The organism is Paraburkholderia sp. J8-2, assembly GCF_905220195.1.
Taxonomy (GTDB): domain Bacteria; phylum Pseudomonadota; class Gammaproteobacteria; order Burkholderiales; family Burkholderiaceae; genus Paraburkholderia.
Genome location: NZ_CAJMZA010000012.1, coordinates 113285 through 129723 on the forward strand (window position 1 = coordinate 113285; position 16439 = coordinate 129723).

Sequence of the window (16439 nt, forward strand, 5' to 3'; positions counted from 1 at the left end):
GTGCCGTTCTGCTTACTTCAGGCGGCCTATTTTGCCTGCTGCTCGCACCATGCGCGATATGCCGCCAGCGTTTCCTCGTTCGGCGGATAGGTGCCGCGCAGTGCGAGACCCGACTCGATGCGCTCGGTGATGAACGCTTCGAGCCGCTCCTGTTCGGTGGCGTCGCGCGCCACTTCCTCGGCCATTTCATGCGGCACGATCACGACGCCGTCGGCATCGGCCACGACGATATCGCCCGGATAAACCGCCACACCGCCGCACGCGATCGGCACGTTCATGTCCACGGCATGATGTTTCGCGAGATTCAGCGGTGCGCTCGCCCCCGCGCACCACAGAGGCAAACCGAGCGCCGCGATCGTGCCGCTGTCGCGCACAGGGCCGTCCGAGACCATGCCCGCCACGCCGCGCTTCGCGAGACGCAACGCGAGAATCGAGCCCACCGACGCCACGGTGCGGTCTCCACGGCAGTCCTGCACGAGCACGCTACCCGCAGGCGCCGTTTCCACGGCCTTGCGCTGCGGATGATCCGGATTCTGAAACACGCCCACGTGGTCGAGGTCCTCGCGCGCCGGAATATTGCGCAGCGTGAATGCAGGACCGACGAGATTCGGCGTGCCCGGTTCGGGCTTCACGAGCGGCGCCACGCCCTGCAAAAACACATTGCGCAGGCCGCGCTTGAAGAGTTGGGTCGTGAGCGTGGCGGTGCTCACGTGACGCAGTTGTTCGAGCGCGGCTTCGCTGACTGGCGGGTTCGTTGCAGAGTTCGGTGCGGTCATGATCGGTGATGTCTTCGATGGTGGAGATTAGTGAATTTCAGGCTCGGTGCCGTGGGCTTCGCACGGCGTGGCGGCTGGCGTTTCGAGGAAATCGAAATCGCAGCCCTTGTTCGCCTGCGTCACGTGCAGCTGATGCATCACGCCGAAGCCGCGCTCGAACGGACGCTTCGGCGCCGTCCACGCCGCTTTGCGCGCGGCCAGTTCCGCGTCGCTCACCTGCAGATGCAGGCGGCGCGCCTCGACGTCGAGCTCGATGATGTCGCCGTCTTTGACGAGCGCGAGCGGCCCGCCCACGAACGATTCAGGCGCCACGTGCAGCACGCACGCGCCGTAGCTCGTGCCGCTCATGCGCGCGTCGGAAATGCGCAGCAGGTCGCGCACGCCCTGTTTGAGCAGCTTTTGCGGAATCGGCAGTTGGCCCCATTCGGGCATGCCGGGCGCACCTACGGGGCCCGCGTGCTGCAGCACGATCACGGAGTCGGCGGTGACGTCGAGGTCGTCGCTGTCGATACGTGCCGCCATGTCGTTGTAGTCGCGAAACACGACGGCGGGGCCGCGATGCCTGAGCAGATGCGCCTCCATCGCCGCGGGCTTGATGACCGCGCCGTCCGGCGCGAGATTGCCCGTGAGCACGGCAAGGCCGTCGCGCGCGACGAGCGGGTTGCGGCGCGTGCGGATCACGTCGTCGTTGAAGATTTCCGCGCCCGCGATGTTTTCGCCGAGCGTTTTGCCGCTCACGGTCATCTGCGTGCCGTCGATCAGGTCGCCGAGTTCCACGAGCAGCGCACGCAGGCCGCCTGCGTAATAGAAGTCCTCCATCAGATACTGGCCGGCCGGGCGGATATTGCCGAGCACGGGCGTCACGCGCGCGAGTTCGTCGAAGCGCGCCGTGGTCAGATCGATGCCCGCGCGGCGGGCCACGGCCACGAGGTGCACGATCGCGTTGGTCGAGCCCGACATCGCGAGCACGGTGGTCACGGCATTGTCGAACGCCTTCGCGGTGAGGATGTCCGAGGGCTTCTGGTCGGCCCACACCATCTCGACAATGCGCTGCCCCGTGAGCGACGCGTACTGCGCGTGACGCGAGTCCGCCGCGGGAATCGACGAAAAACCAGGCAGCGTGAGGCCGAGCGCTTCGGTGGCGCTCGTCATCGTCGAGGCCGTGCCCATCGTCATGCAGTGGCCCGGCGAGCGCGCGATGCCGCTCTCGATGCCCTTCCACTCGTCTTCGGTGATCTTGCCCGCGCGCAACTCCGCCCAGTACTTCCATGTGTCCGAGCCGCTGCCGAGCGTGCGGCCATTCCAGTTGCCGCGCAGCATCGGCCCGGCGGGCAGATAGATCGCGGGCAGATCCATGCTGATCGCGCCCATCAGGAGACCCGGCGTGGTCTTGTCGCAGCCGCCCATCAGCACGCAGCCATCGAACGGGTACGACTTGAGCAGTTCCTCCGTCTCCATGGCGAGGAAGTTGCGGTAAAGCATGGTGGTGGGCTTCTGGAACGGCTCCGCCAACGTCATCACGGGCATCTCGACCGGAAAGCCGCCCGCCTGCCAGATGCCGCGCTTCACCTCCTCCACGCGTTGCTTGAAGTGCGTATGGCACGAGTTGATCTCGCTCCACGTGTTCACCACGGCGATCACGGGCTTGCCCATGTAATCGGACGCGTGATAGCCCATCTGCGCGGTGCGCGAGCGGTGGCCGAACGAGCGGAGGTCGTTGACGCCGTACCAGCGGTAGCTGCGCAGGTCTTCGGGCTTCTTGCGGACTGGGGACAAGGCGTTCTCCATGATAACGCTACCATTTCGGCGAATAAAAAAACCGCCGAGGGCGGGCGGGTTCGATAGGGCCGCTGGTGAGGTGTTCCAGATGGTAGCGTTATCATTCGCGATCGGATCCTGGGGGAAATACGGAGCGTGATGCACGCAGTGCGTCTGTCGTGCTGCGCTGCATGTCGGTTGCCGCCCCTTTTTCGGACATATCCGATACCACCGCCGGCCGGTCTACCTGACGATATCTCACACAAGATAATTTTATCCCGCCATTGCGCACCAGCCATATCGCTAGACGGGCGTTTTTTATCGACTTCGTGAGGATAGGAAAATGTCAGGTAAGCGGGAATGCCGCGCAGGGGAGTCGAAATGAGACGAGCCCTGCTAAAGCTCGGAGACAAGACGACGGCGGGTGGCGTTGTGCTCGAAGGCGTCGATAGTTGCCTGCATCACGGCACGCCGCTCACTTTCATCGGCGCGAAGATCTGGTGTCCCGAATGCAATTCGGAAGGCGTGATTGGCTGGAACGGCCCGCATCGCAAGGCAACGATGATGGGCAAGCAGCAGGCCCTGGAAGGCGATCTCTGCCTCTGCAGATGCGATCCGCCACCGGTGCTCCTTGCTTCGCAGAACAGCGCCTGGCATGTGTTCGAGTCGCATGAACTGGAAAGGGCAACAGGTGCCGGCCATTCGATGACCCGCGCATCCCCGGCCGGGCACGACGAACTGGAACACTACTTTGAAATCGTTGACGCGGTAAGCGGCGCTCCAATTGAAGGAATGACCTATACGCTGTTAAGCAACGGTGTTTCGCTGGTCAATAGTCAATCGCTTGTCACCGGGAGAACGGCAATCGTTTCTAAAGCCGACTATCCCAATCTAACGTTCATTGCATGGCGCAAGGGGGACGTCAGATGAGCGACACGATCGACAAAAACGTGCGTCTGCTCGCAGCCATTGCTTACGGCGAAGCTTCAACGGCAAACGACGCTCAGGAAATCGGCGGCATCGCTTTTGCAGTTGCTAACAGGTGTCGTGCGTGGGGCAACAAGACTGTGACCGAATTGCGCAGTGCGGATCCAAACTATGCATACGCGTGGGACGGTTCCAATGAGCGTTTCAATAAGCTCATGCGAACATCAGACGCGGAGATAGCGTTCAATCCAGGCATGCAACTGGCGATTGACTCTGCACGCGAGGCAATAGCGAACAGCGGCGTGGACCCTTCAAATGGTGCGTTCTGGTGGGATGGGCTGGATTTCAAAACCAGGTATTCCAGCCACCCCAAAGTCCGCGACGGATTCAAATGGACAGATCCGTCCCACAACCTATTCGACGTGCCGGAAAAACGCCGGTCTGTCATTGCGTATTGGCGAGTGCGAAACAGAAAGACTGGCCAGGTCGTCGATGGCGCCGAGCGTGGCCGGTACGATTCGGTATGGATTTCAACCGCAGCCCACGGAAGCACGATTTTCTGGATTCACGATCCCGACTACCTGCAGGCAACGGGTGGAAAATCGTATCGATGAAGCGCTTCACAATCCTCCTGGCCGTCTCCTCTTGCATATCGACATACGCATATGCAGAGAAAATTTACGACGACTATGACGCTTTTTATGCCGACCAACCAGGCGCCATTTTCAAAACCCCGCTCAAGCAAGACAGGAGGAATGTATATTCCAACTTCGGCGAAAATGGCATCTATGCGGAGATACGGGCAACCATCAACGGGAGACCCGCGAGAATTCAGGTTGCTTCGGGGCACATATCAATCAATAAGAAAACGTACAGGTTTGCCCAGGCCATAACATTTCCAAACGAACACACGGGCGACATCTACCCCGGCACCGCCGAAGTTTTCATTGCGAAAGGTCTGGACAATCGTTCGCCGCTTCTGTGTCTGGAGGGGCACGGTAGCGGGTCCGGCGAAGCCAATCGCCGTCAACAGATATTCCTTCTGATGAACCCGTTTGGCCATCAGCCAGTGTTTCTTCATTTGCCTGGCCTTCTTTCGTCATGCCGGGCCGTGCTAGCAACGCACAACGGCCAAGTGGTCTTCCCGCAGAATAGTTATGTGTGGAATGCGACGCAGGATGCACGAACAGGTTTGCAAATCTCGTACTTTGCATTCGAGCGCGGGCGATTTGCCCCGACAAGCAAGAAGATCAATCTGCGCTTCGTTACGCCAGAGAACCCGTTCACCTTCTATCGACAGGAATAGCCGATCTCGCCGCGCCAGGACAAGCGGATGACCAATTGCCGCAGCGATTGTCGCCTCCCGATGAACACAGCATCGCGTTCGAACCACTTTATCCAGACTAACAGCGCCCGCATACTGCGTCTCATAGATTTCACGATCATGCCGACGCCATGCTAAACAGAGACGCCATCCGCTCCGGTGCGTTTCTCGAGAGTTTCAGCCATCTTCCGCCGGAAATTCTCTGGACGCAGACCCAAATCGACCAGTCGCTCGCCGAAACGATGGCGAAGCGCCCCGCTGGCAAAGAGATCTGGGTGTTCGGCTACGGTTCGCTCATGTGGAATCCGCTCTCGCGCTTCGACCGGCGCGCGAGCGCCACGCTGCACGGCTGGCGCCGGAGCTTTTGCATTCGCCTTTTCGGCGGCCGCGGCACGCCGCAGCGGCCGGGCCGCATGCTCGCGCTGGAGCCAGGGGGCGCCACGCAAGGCCTCGCGCTGCGCCTCGACGCCGCGACGCTCGAAGAAGAACTGCATATCCTCTGGACCCGCGAGATGCTGACCGGCGCCTATACGCCGGCCTGGACCACCGTGACACTCGCCACGGGCGAAACGCGCCACGCTCTCGCCTTCGTGGCAAGTGATTGCCCGCGGCAATACGAGGCCGATTCGAGCCCCGCGACGGTGGCCCGCCTGATCGCCCAGGCGCAGGGACCGCTCGGCTCCAACGCGGAATATGTGTTCCAGCTCAGGCAAGCGCTCGCCGATTGTGCGTTGACCGACGCCTACGTCGATGAGGTGGCGCAGGCGCTCGAACGGATCGAATTGACGCCCTGACTACGCGCTAAGCGAGCCGCGCGAGTCCCGTGACCAACTGAACGACGCCAAACGCGGCGATCGCAACGGCGGAAAAAATGGAGATGCCCCGCGTGAACGCGAGCGGCAGCTTGGTTCGCAACGCGGAGGTCACGCCGCTCAGGAACAGCCACCACACGGCCGAGCCCGCGAACACACCCGTCACCATGGGCGCCACCGAAAGCCATCCCGGCACGCCATGTTCGCCCGGCATGGCCGGCAATGGTCCGAGCGCCGCAAAAGCGGCGATGAACGAAAAAATCGTCAGGGGATTCGAGAGCGTGAGCGCAAACGTCGTGAAGAAGTCACGCGTAACAGGCGTGCGCAAGCCCTCCTGGACGGCGGCCGGCGCACGAGGCGCCTCGCGCGCGATCGTCCACGCCATCCATACCAGAAATGCCCCGCCAGCCGCCTTCAAGCCCACGGTCAGCATCGGCAGCGCCGCGACGATACCCGCCACGCCGAGCGCGCCGAGCAAGCCGTAACACGCGTCCGCGCACGCAGCACCCATGCCAGTGGCAAAGCCGGAGCGGAAACCCCGGCTCAGGCTGCGCTGGATGCACAGCATGCCGATGGCCCCGACCGGTGCGGCGATGCAAAAACCCAACGCCACCGCTTTAACGAACAACATGTCCCTCTCTCCGCAATTCATGTTCTGTGGGGGACTATCGTAGACCGCGAAGATTATCCGCAGAAGCGGGGATTTAAGGGAAAATGGGCATCTCACCTTAAACATTTCGCCAAGATGGACGATCTGGACTGGAAAATACTGGCGCTGCTGCAGGAGAGCGGGCGCATGACCTATACGGAGCTGGCTCGCCGCGTGCATCTCTCGGTGCCGGCGGTCACGGAACGCGTGCGACGTCTCGAAGATGCCGGCGTGATCGAAGGCTATACGGCGCGCGTGAATCCGGCCGCCGCTGGCTATCCCCTCTGCGCCCTGATCGGCATTACGGTGCCGCAGTCCGCGAAAGCGAAGTTTCTCAAGCTGCTCGGCACGATTGCCGAGGTGCTCGAATGCCATCACGTCACGGGTGCGGACTCCTACGTCATTCGCCTGGTGGCAACGAGCGTGGCCGATCTGGAGCGACTGATCCAGCGGATCAACCTTTACGGCGAGACGCGCACGTCCATTGTCATGTCCACGCCGCTCGCCGCGCGTGCGCTCACGCCGCCTCAAAACGGGTCGCGCGGCAAGGCGTAGCCGCGACGACCCAGGGGCTCAAAGCGAACGCGCGATTGCTTGGCCCAGCAGTTCCACGCCGAGATCGATCTCCTGCTCGCTTACGGTCAGCGGCGGCGCAATGCGGAACACGCCGCCCATGCCGGGCAACTGCACGATATTCATGCTGAGCCCAAGCTTCATGCATTCGCGCGTGATCTTCGCGCCAAGACCGTCGGCGGGTTCCTTCGTGCGGCGGTCCTTGACGATCTCGAGACCCAGCAGCAGGCCGCGCCCGCGAATGTCGCCGATGCAGTCGAAGCGCTCCATCAGGTCCAGCAGTCCGCGCCTGAGCCGGTCGCCCATGATGTTTGCGCGCGCAACGAGTCCGTCGCGCTCCACCACGTCCAGCACCCGCAGGCCGACCGCGGCGGGAAGCGGATCGGACACATGGGTCGTGTAGAACAGAAAGCCGCGTTCGTGCGCCGCTTCTTCGATCTGCGCGGACGTCACCACCGCCGCCAGCGGCAAGCCCGCGCCCAGCGTCTTGGAGAGCGTGAGAATGTCGGGCGTCACACCGTCGTGCTCGCACGCGAACATCGTGCCGGTGCGGCCAACGCCTGTTTGCGCCTCGTCCAGGATCAGCAGCATGCCGCGCTCTTCGCACTTGCGCTTGAGCGCCGCCATATAGCCCGGCGGCAATTCGATGATGCCGCCCGAACTCAGGATCGGCTCCGCAATGAAGGCCGCGAGATTGCCACTCGACTGGCGGTCGATGAGATCGAACGCGTAGTCGAGTTCCGCGAGGTAGTCGTATTGCCCGTTGCGCTCGAAGCGCGGCCGGTACATGAACGGCGCGGGAATCGCGTACGAGCCCACCGCTGCGGGACCTACGCCCTTGCGGCCTGCGCTATAGGTGGCCGAAGCCGCGCCGCCGGTCATGCCGTGCCACGACTGCGCAAAGCCCACGATTTCGAACTTGCCCGTGACGAGTTTCGCCATGCGGATGGCGGCCTCGTTCGACTCCGCGCCGGTGCTCAGCAGCAGCGCCCGGTCGAGCCCGGCGGGCGTGACATCGGCTAAGCGCGTCGCCAGCTCGACCACGGGCCGCGAGAGCATGCCGCTGAACAGGTGGTCCAGCTTGCCCGCATATTCGTTGATGACCGAAACGATCTCGGGGTGGCTGTGGCCGAGCACCGCGCTCATCTGCCCCGAGGTGAAATCGAGTATCGGGCGGTCGTCCGCGTCGTAGACGAAGCTGCCCTGGGCGCGCTCGATGATCATCGGCTCGAACGTGCCGCCATAGCGGATCAGGTGCTGCCGCGCGTTGCGCCAAAACTGTTCGTCGTCGTTCCTGGACACAGGCTTCTCCTTTTCGGGTGGCAGGTTTTTCTTGCAGTCTAGTCGGCGCTCTGGTTTTATAGAATCGAATAGTTCTTATGCAAGCTAGAAGAGAGGCTAATATCGTGAGCCGCCCGCTCGAAATCGATTTGCTGCGCTCGTTCGCGGTCATTGCCGAGGTGCGTTCGCTAAGCCGCGCGGCCGAACGCGTGGGCCGCACGCAGTCGGCGCTGAGCCAGCAGATCAAGCGGCTCGAGGAGATCGTCGATCAGCCGCTGTTTCAGCGCACCGGGCGCGGCGTCGCGCTGACGAGCCCCGGCGAGCGGCTGCTGGTCCACGCCCAGCGCATCCTGCGCCTGCACGACGAGGCGATGGCCGACCTGTGCGGCACGGGCCTGTCGGGGAGCATCCGCTTCGGTTGCCCGGACGACTATGCGGCCGTGTTCCTCCCCTCTTTGCTGCGACAGTTTTCGAGCCAGCATCCCCATGCGCTCGTGGAAGTCGTCTGCGTGCCCACGCCGCGCCTGCTCGAACAACTCGACAAGCGAGCGGTCGACCTCGCGATGGTGTCGCTGCCTTTGAACGCCGGCGACACGGACGACGAGATCATTCGCCGCGAGCAACTGGTCTGGATCGGTTCGCCCGAACTCGACGCCGCCCACTTCGACCCGCTGCCGCTCGCGCTCTCCGATCCCGATACGCTCGACCACATCGCGGCCTGCGAGGCATTGGAGCGCGCGGGCAGAGCCTACCGGGTCGCGTATGCGAGCAGCAGCCTCGCCGGGCTTACCGCGCTCGTGCGTTCGGGCCAGGCCTTCGCCGTCATGACGCAAACCGCAGTTCCGCCGGATCTGGCCATTCTCACTGGCGACCCGGCGCTGCCGCCCTTGCCGGCCGTCGGGATCACGATAAAGTTCGCTCGCAAGCGGCCCTCGCTGCTCACGGCGGCGTTTGCGGAGCACATTCGACTCACGCTGCCGATGTTGTGAGCACGCTGCCGCGAACAGGGCGCGCGCACGCTACGCGCGCACTGCCACGGTCTGCCAGGCAGGCGCAACCACGTCGCGTCGCTTGCTTTCGTGCTTTCGTGACGTGAGCGGGTCGATACTGAATTCGTAATAACATCGTATGCCGTGTTTCAACCGCACCCCGGAGGCAACATGCGACCCAATAGAATCATGTTTATCCGGCACGCCGAGAAGCCCGCATCCGATGAAGGCATCGGGATCGAGGCGGATGGCAAACCCGACGCGGAAAGTCTCTGCGTGCGCGGCTGGCAGCGAGCCGGCGCTTTGGCGCGATTCTTCTGCCCGAACGAGACAACGCATGCAACGCCACTCAAGCCAGCTACCGTATTCGCAGCGGGGGCCGGTCCTTCCAGCAAGAGCAAACGCTCGATGCAGACGGTGGCGCCCCTTGTGTCGCTGCTGCGCGAAACATCGCAGGTCGATTACGTCAACACCTACCTGAAAGACGACGGCCGAGCGCTCATGACAGACGTACTCTCTCGACCGGGCGTCGTGTTGATAGCGTGGGAGCACAAAGTGCTGCCCTCGCTCATTGGACACATACCTCGCGTGCCCACGGTCCCGGCAACGTGGCCGGACGAGCGTTTCGACATGGTCTGGATATTCGATCGCGCAGGGGAAGGCTGGTCGTTTTCACAGCTCCCGCAATCGCTACTCGCTGGCGATTCCAACGCGCCAATCCGCTAGGCCTTATGTTCTGGTCTCGATCAAAAACGAGCACAGTCACCGGCTAGCATCACGCTCGCTTTGCTCCTGCACCGTAAAGATTGCCTCGGGCAATATCTTCAGACGTTCAATGGGAATAGGATCGCCGCTTTTGTCGGAATATCCATAGGTGCCTTCTGCGATCTTCTCAAGCGCGCGCTGGATGTCGGCGATTCTCCGGTCGTTCACGTTGCGCAAGGCCTGATTGGCGACGTCCTGTTCGATTCTCTGGGCATCGTCCTCGGCTTCCCTTGCTTCCTCGCCAAACGCCTCTTCCTGATCGCGCTCCGCCGCAATCGTGCCTTCTTCGCCGCCGAGCACCTCACGCTGCAGCGCCAGCAAGCGCTGACGCTGACTCTCGATGAATGCTTCGCTCAATATCTGATCAGTCATGTTGATTCTCCCAAAGACCCATCGACGACACTGCGAGCTAGTGGAGCAGACCTTTGAATATCGCCGTCAAACTGACGGCCATCATTTCGACCGCGATGGCTGCAAGGATCATACCCATCAAACGCTTGGTGATCGCTGTCACCTTGGCGGACAAAAAGCGCCCGAGATATGGCGCGGAAAACAATGCAGCAGCCAGCAAGGCGAGAAACACGACCAGCCCCGTAGCGAGGCTCGCAATCTTCCCGTTGGCGTCTGCGGTGTGGCCGAACACCACTAACGTGGCGATCGTGCCAGGGCCCACAAGAAGCGGCGTGGTCAGCGGAAACACCGCCACGTCCTGATCATAGCCGCTTTCGCCTAGCTCGCCTTGCCGCGGCGTGTGCTGCGCGCTCGATGACCCGTGTACCATGTCCAGCGCGATCAGCAATACGAGCAACCCGCCCGCGAGACGGAAATCGTCGATGCTGACCCCGAACACCTTGAGAATCGTCTCGCCGAGCGTGACGGAAATAACACAGCCAATCGTCACGCCGATAAAGGTTGTGGCCGCAACCGCCCGCTGCTTTCCATCGGACAGTCCCTCAGTCAACGAAATGAACACCGGGATGTTCGCGATCGGATTCATGATCGCAAAGAGTGCCGAAAAGACCTTCATTGAAAACGCGAAGTCGATGGCCATGAGGTCACCTCGTGATCGTCATCCGCCCTACGATTCTCAACGCGTCCCAATTCACGAGTACAGCAGACGCTTGAATTCCTGGCCGCCATGTCCGCGACGTTCACGGCACGCACAGTTTATGCCACGTCAGAGATAGAATCGCCCGCTGCATTTTCCGATACTTTGCATCGCTCGTTTGGCGTTGACAATCCAATGCATGCTGGGTTCAATGCGTATTGATCGCCTGCGTGCCGGTGCCATAATGGATCTTCGGATGACCAACGGGAGTCAATCGTGACGCGCAAGTCCAGCGACCGACGACATCGATTTCTGCACGACCTCAAGTGGATTGCCATTCTTTGGTGCGTCGGCTTCGGTGCGACCGTTCTACTCACGCTGCCGTTTCACTTTCTCGTTATGGCCATGATGAGGAAGTAGCGGCACACGAACATCCGGCTAGCCCCCTTTCGCCTACCGCGCGCACGACGCCGCGAGTCTGCCGACCGTGATGACCGCCTGTTCGATTTCCGGCGACCACGGCGTGCTGTAATTGAGCCGGATGAAGTTGCGATAGCTGTCCGACACGGAAAACATATAACCGGGTCCAATCGTGATGCCGCGCGCCAGTGCAAGCTGGTAGAGCGTCATCGAATCCACCTTCGCCGGCAACTCGATCCACAGCACATACCCACCCATCGGAGTCGACGTGCGCGTGCCTGCCGGAAAGAAGCGCGTGACCGTCGACTTCATCAAATTGCACTGCTGTGCGTAATTTTTGCGGATGCGTCTCAGATGATGCTCGTAGCCATCGCGCTCCAGGTATTCGGCAATCGCCAGTTGTGGAATGACCGAAGTCGTCAGCGTATTCAGGAATTTCAGCTTTTCGACCTCGTCGCGATAACGTCCCGGCAACGCCCAGCCGATACGATACGCCGCGGTCAGACTCTTCGAGAATGAGCCACAGTGCAGCACCATGCCCTTCTTGTCATACGATTTGAGTGTGGTGGGATGCGAGTCGCCGAAATACAGTTCGTTATAAACGCCGTTTTCAATTACCGGAATCTCAGCCTTCTCGAGCAGGTCGACAAGTTCGCGCTTGCGCTCATCGGGCATCTGGAACCCGAGTGGATTCTGAAAATTCGGCATCACCATGCAAGCGGCAATCGGCCCTGATTCGATGATTTTCGCAAGCGCTTCGACTTCGATGCCGTACTCGGGGTGCGTCGCGACTTCGATCGCCTTCATGCCAGAGCGCTCGATAGCGTGCAGCATGGCGTAGAACGTGGGCGACTCCACGGCGATCACGTCCCCCGGTTTGGCGACTGCCTGCAAACACAGATTGATCGCCTCCGTCGCGCCCACCGTCACGATGATCTCGTTGGGGTCTACGGCCATGCCATTCTCGAGGTAACGCCGGGCGATCTGGCGGACCAGCTCCGGGGTGCCCGGCGGCAGCGCGTTGGTCACGCCCCACAGCGACTTCCTGCGTCCCGCGGCCGCCGCGTAGCGGTTGAGCTTTTCGTAAGGAAACAGCTGGGGGTCGGGATACGGCGAACCGAGCGGCACGGCGTCGTCGGTACCAATGGAGCGCAAGGTAGACAGCACGAGGCGGCTCACGTCCACCGTTGCCGACACGGCAATCGGCCGGCTCGTGCGCAATTCATCCGAGCGCACGCTGCCAGCGCCCGCTCGCACGCTCACGAAATAACCGGACTGCGGGCGGCTCTCCAGCACACCGCGGCTTTCCAGCAGCAAATACGCGCGAATGACGGTAGTAATGCTGATGCGGTGCTGCTGGCTGGCCTGGCGCACCGACGGCACGCGGTCCCCCGGCCGGTAGACGCCCTTGCGAATCAGTGTCTCGATGTCGTCCGCGAGCTTTTCATAGAGCTTCACTGTCTCTCCCCGGTAGCCGCTCACAGCACAGTTGATGCAGTGTACTGCGGTGCGCGAAACTGTACTCTAAATTGCATGTGGATTCTGTATGTCATGGGGGAGGTCCATAGCTCTTACCCTTGAGCATGACGAGATGCAGCACACCCCTTATGGGCACGCCCTGGGGAAACGCGTGATACCCATGGAGCGAAGCGTAATGGACAAGGCGATGCCAAAGGGAAATATCGAGGCGTATCACGCCCCCTCCGCCGGCTGGGACGCGCTCACTAGCCGCTACGCGCAGATTGCCTGGGACGATGTGTTCGCGCCGGTCGACTTCGAGGTCGCCGACACCCTCATCATCTTTGGGCACAATCCCGCAGCCAATCATCCGCGCATGCTCGGCGCGTTGCGCGAGGCGTCGCGACGCGGCGCGGTCATCGTTTCGGTGAATGCGCTGCATGAGCGCGACCTCGAACACTTCGCAAGCCCGCAGCATAGTGTCAAAACAATGGCGTTCGGCAGCACCCGAATCGCGTCGATGTTGATCCGGACAAAACCCGGCGGCGACTTCGCACTCGTCAAAGCAGTCGCCAAACGGCTCATTGAACTCGACGACGAAGCGCTCGCGAACGGCACCGAGCGCATGATCGATATCGACTTCATCAAGCAGCATACGCTCGGCTTCAGCGACTTCGCAGAGGAGCTCCGCGAGGAAAACTGGCCGCTTCTCGAAGTGGAGTCGGGCATGGCGCGCGAGGACATCGAAGGCTTCGCGCGTATCTACGCACACGGCAAACGCGTTGTTGCGAGCTGGTGCATGGACATCACGCAGCACACGCATGCGGTGCAGACCGTACACCTGCTTCACAACCTGCTGATGATGCGCGGCAACACCGGCAGGAAAAACACGAGCAGCAGCAAGGTGTGTTTCATCTGCTCGCCGCTGCCCCGAATAGCCCCTACCTTACGTTCATGCTGCCCGGCTTATTCAAACATTAAGGGTTGCATATCCGATAGCTAATATCGGCTCGCCGACAGTTCACGGCAACACGCTGCGTCCCTAGAATGAAGTAGAGAATTTGCACGCCAATTCGCTCTTCGCTTCAACAGCCCTCACGCGAATGTGCGTGCTGAAGATCGAAGATCGAGATATTCAAATATACATAACGGGAAAATAAAAATTCGAACTTGAAGATTTAATTCTTGTTCCGAATTCGGGATTGCCTAAAATCAACCGTGACACGCCAGACAACAATCCTCAGACCCGTGCGGTCCTGGTGCGGCGTTGCTCCGGCCTTGCGCTGCATGCGTAGAAAACCCAATGGAGTTTCCCATGACGAAACTACGTGATGTGCCCGGCGTTCATCCCTACACTGGCCCGGCTGGTGGATGGGGCGCACTCAAAGCAACCGCGCAGGCGATTCACGATCAAATGGAAAGCATCGAGGCGCCCATCACGCTGATGCGGACCAATCAACCCGATGGCTTCGACTGCCCCGGCTGCGCATGGCCCGACAAGGAGCACCGTTCCACCTTCCAGTTCTGCGAGAACGGTGCGAAGGCTGTGACCTGGGAAGCCACGACGAAACGGGTGACACCGGAATTCTTCGCTGCGAACACCGTCACCTCGCTGCTGCAGAAAACGGACTATGAGCTCGAAGACATGGGACGGCTCACCCATCCGCTCGTCTATGACCGCGCAAGCGACACGTTTCGCGCCGTCGATTGGGAAGACGCCTTCGCGCGCATCGGCGAAATCCTGCGCTCGCTCTCACCGGATCAGGTTGAGTTCTATACATCCGGGCGCGCGTCCAACGAGGCTGCGTTTTTGTATCAGCTTTTCGCGCGCGAGTACGGAACGAACAATTTCCCCGATTGCTCGAACATGTGTCACGAGCCGACCAGCGTTGGCCTGCCGCAATCGATCGGAATCGGAAAAGGAACGGTCTCGCTCGAAGATTTCGATTCGACCGAGCTGATCATTTCCATCGGCCACAACCCGGGCACGAACCATCCGCGCATGATGGGCACCTTGCACGAAGCTTCGCGACGCAACGTGCCCATCATCGTCTTCAATCCATTGCGCGAGCGAGCACTCGAGCGTTTTGCCGATCCGCAAAGCATGATTGAAATGGCGACGTTCGGTTCGACCCGCATCGCGTCCACCTACTTCCAGCTGGACGCCGGCGGTGACGCGGCCGCGCTCAAGGGCGTCATGAAGGTCTTGCTGCAAATGGAGGCGGAGCAAGGCGGCGTACTCGACAAGGCGTTCATTGCGCAGCATACCGAAGGCTTCGACGCTTTCGCCGCGGATCTCGAAGCAACCTCATGGGAAGACATCGAGAAGGCCAGCGGCCTCACGCGCCCCGACCTCGAGCATGTGGCGATCGCCTATGCGAAATCGAACGCGACGATCGTCACGTACGGCATGGGCGTCACCCAGCACAATAAAGGCACGGCCAACGTGCGCCTGATTGCGGATCTGCTGTTGCTGCGCGGCAATTTCGGCAAGCCCGGCGCCGGCATTTGTCCGCTGCGCGGGCATTCGAACGTGCAAGGCAACCGCACCGTTGGGATCACCGAGAAGCCGTCGAAAGCGTTCCTCAAGCTCATCGAAAATGCCTGCGGATTCACACCGCCCGACGGACACGGTCACGACGCGGTGCAAGCCATGCAAGCGATGATCGATGGCAAGGCCAAGGCGCTCCTGTGCCTGGGAGGCAATTTCGCGGTTGCGCTGCCCGACTCCGAGCAGTCGTTCCCCGCGATGGCCGCGCTCGACCTGGGCGTCCACATCGGCACAAAGCTCAATCGTACGCACCTGCTCGTTTCGAAAGAGACGTATGTGTTTCCGTGCCTCGGTCGTACGGAACTCGATATGCAGAGCAGCGGACGCCAATCCATCACGGTGGAAGATTCGATGTCCATGGTGCACGCTTCGGCCGGCAAGCTCACCCCCGCTTCCGACCAGCTTCGCTCCGAACCCGCTATCGTTGCAGGCATGGCGCGCGCCACGATGCCCAATACGAAAGTGGCGTGGATGGAGCTTATCGCCGACTACGACAAGATCCGCGATCTGATCGAGCAGACCGTGCCCGGCTTCGAGGACTTCAACCGACGCATTCGCGTTCCGGGCGGATTCCGCTTGCCGCTTCCACCAACCGAACGCCAGTGGCACACGCCATCGGGCAAGGCCGAATTCTCCGTTTATGGAGGCGTGAAGGAAGATGCCGACGTGTTGGGGGCCCAGAACGTGCTGCGCCTGATCACGATTCGCAGCCATGATCAGTACAACACGACAATTTACGCGATGGATGACCGCTATCGCGGCGTGTTTGGCCGGCGCGACGTGCTCTTCATGAACGGCGACGACATGGCCGCGTACGGCATCGAGCACGGCGATCTTGTCGATATCGAAACGGTCACGTCGGGCCGCACACTACGGCTGAAGAACATCACCGCCATCGTGTATAGCATCGCGCGCGGTTCCGTAGCGGCTTATTACCCGGAGGCCAACGTGCTTGTTCCGCTTGACTATATCGACAAGGAGAGTGGAACACCCTCCTATAAGTCTGTGCCCGTGCGTGTGGTGCGCGCGGCGGGAACCTAGTCTTGTTCAGTTCCGGTAGTCCGGGCGGGCGCCCCGCCTTCCCGGCCGGAATGTCTCTGGCATGCAG

16 protein-coding genes are annotated in these 16439 nt (G+C 61.3%); 9 read left to right on the forward strand and 7 right to left on the reverse strand.

Features of this window, described 5'->3' with window-relative positions; genetic code table 11:
* Window positions 1-26: 26 nt before the first annotated feature.
* Entirely contained in the window at window positions 27-776 is a 750-nt protein-coding gene (locus U5A52_RS24530) for a ribonuclease activity regulator RraA (RefSeq protein ID WP_321910150.1), read from the reverse strand.
* A gap of 27 nt (window positions 777-803) precedes the next feature.
* The gene (gene araD, locus U5A52_RS24535) at window positions 804-2552 is read right to left on the reverse strand and encodes an L-arabinonate dehydratase (RefSeq protein ID WP_415774049.1); all 1749 of its coding nucleotides are present in this window, start codon (window positions 2550-2552) and stop codon (window positions 804-806) included.
* 363 nt (window positions 2553-2915) lie between these two features.
* Between araD and U5A52_RS24540 the strand changes: the two genes are divergently transcribed.
* The 4 genes from U5A52_RS24540 to U5A52_RS24555 all read left to right on the forward strand — a co-directional run bounded on the left by U5A52_RS24540 (window position 2916) and on the right by U5A52_RS24555 (window position 5579).
* Window positions 2916-3464 (forward strand): PAAR domain-containing protein, encoded by a 549-nt coding sequence (locus U5A52_RS24540; RefSeq protein ID WP_321936562.1) that lies wholly within the window; start codon window positions 2916-2918, stop codon window positions 3462-3464.
* Window positions 3461-4075 (forward strand): hypothetical protein, encoded by a 615-nt coding sequence (locus tag U5A52_RS24545; RefSeq protein WP_321936563.1) that lies wholly within the window; start codon window positions 3461-3463, stop codon window positions 4073-4075. Before U5A52_RS24540 ends, U5A52_RS24545 begins: the two co-directional genes overlap by 4 nt.
* Window positions 4072-4767, forward strand: a complete 696-nt coding sequence (locus tag U5A52_RS24550) for a hypothetical protein (RefSeq protein ID WP_321910158.1) — start codon at window positions 4072-4074, stop codon at window positions 4765-4767. The genes U5A52_RS24545 and U5A52_RS24550 overlap by 4 nt, the downstream gene beginning before the upstream one ends.
* Window positions 4768-4916: 149 nt before the next feature.
* Entirely contained in the window at window positions 4917-5579 is a 663-nt protein-coding gene (locus U5A52_RS24555) for a gamma-glutamylcyclotransferase (RefSeq protein WP_321936564.1), read from the forward strand.
* Window positions 5580-5586: 7 nt separating this feature from the next.
* Here the strand turns inward: U5A52_RS24555 and U5A52_RS24560 are convergent, their stop codons facing one another.
* Window positions 5587-6228 (reverse strand): LysE family translocator, encoded by a 642-nt coding sequence (locus U5A52_RS24560; protein ID WP_321910162.1) that lies wholly within the window; start codon window positions 6226-6228, stop codon window positions 5587-5589.
* 114 nt (window positions 6229-6342) lie between these two features.
* Between U5A52_RS24560 and U5A52_RS24565 the strand changes: the two genes are divergently transcribed.
* Window positions 6343-6801: an Lrp/AsnC family transcriptional regulator gene (locus U5A52_RS24565; RefSeq protein ID WP_321936565.1), complete on the forward strand. Its 459-nt coding sequence runs from the start codon at window positions 6343-6345 to the stop codon at window positions 6799-6801.
* An 18-nt stretch (window positions 6802-6819) separates the two neighbouring features.
* On the opposite strand, the gene U5A52_RS24570 is transcribed toward U5A52_RS24565, so the two are convergent.
* A complete protein-coding gene (locus U5A52_RS24570; RefSeq protein ID WP_321936566.1) occupies window positions 6820-8121 on the reverse strand; it encodes an aspartate aminotransferase family protein in 1302 nt (433 codons plus the stop codon).
* Between the two features lie 77 nt (window positions 8122-8198).
* On the opposite strand from U5A52_RS24570, the gene U5A52_RS24575 reads away from it, so the two are divergent.
* Window positions 8199-9089 carry a LysR family transcriptional regulator gene (locus U5A52_RS24575; RefSeq protein WP_321936567.1) on the forward strand — a complete coding sequence of 297 codons (891 nt, stop codon included), beginning with the start codon at window positions 8199-8201 and terminating at the stop codon, window positions 9087-9089.
* Between the two features lie 171 nt (window positions 9090-9260).
* Window positions 9261-9815, forward strand: a complete 555-nt coding sequence (locus tag U5A52_RS24580; RefSeq protein WP_321936568.1) for a phosphoglycerate mutase family protein — start codon at window positions 9261-9263, stop codon at window positions 9813-9815.
* Window positions 9816-9851: 36 nt separating this feature from the next.
* On the opposite strand, the gene U5A52_RS24585 is transcribed toward U5A52_RS24580, so the two are convergent.
* The 3 genes from U5A52_RS24585 to U5A52_RS24595 form a co-directional block, all read right to left on the reverse strand.
* The gene (locus tag U5A52_RS24585; RefSeq protein WP_321910171.1) at window positions 9852-10226 is read right to left on the reverse strand and encodes a TraR/DksA family transcriptional regulator; all 375 of its coding nucleotides are present in this window, start codon (window positions 10224-10226) and stop codon (window positions 9852-9854) included.
* 37 nt (window positions 10227-10263) lie between these two features.
* Window positions 10264-10905 (reverse strand): MarC family protein, encoded by a 642-nt coding sequence (locus U5A52_RS24590; protein ID WP_321910173.1) that lies wholly within the window; start codon window positions 10903-10905, stop codon window positions 10264-10266.
* A gap of 450 nt (window positions 10906-11355) precedes the next feature.
* Complete coding sequence (locus U5A52_RS24595; RefSeq protein WP_321910174.1) at window positions 11356-12780, reverse strand: PLP-dependent aminotransferase family protein; 1425 nt, start codon at window positions 12778-12780, stop codon at window positions 11356-11358.
* 88 nt (window positions 12781-12868) lie between these two features.
* On the opposite strand from U5A52_RS24595, the gene U5A52_RS24600 reads away from it, so the two are divergent.
* Together U5A52_RS24600 and U5A52_RS24605 are read left to right on the forward strand one after the other, a co-directional pair.
* Complete coding sequence (locus tag U5A52_RS24600; protein WP_321936569.1) at window positions 12869-13783, forward strand: molybdopterin-dependent oxidoreductase; 915 nt, start codon at window positions 12869-12871, stop codon at window positions 13781-13783.
* A 312-nt stretch (window positions 13784-14095) separates the two neighbouring features.
* Entirely contained in the window at window positions 14096-16372 is a 2277-nt protein-coding gene (locus U5A52_RS24605; protein ID WP_321910178.1) for an FdhF/YdeP family oxidoreductase, read from the forward strand.
* The last annotated feature ends 67 nt before the right edge of the window (window positions 16373-16439 follow it).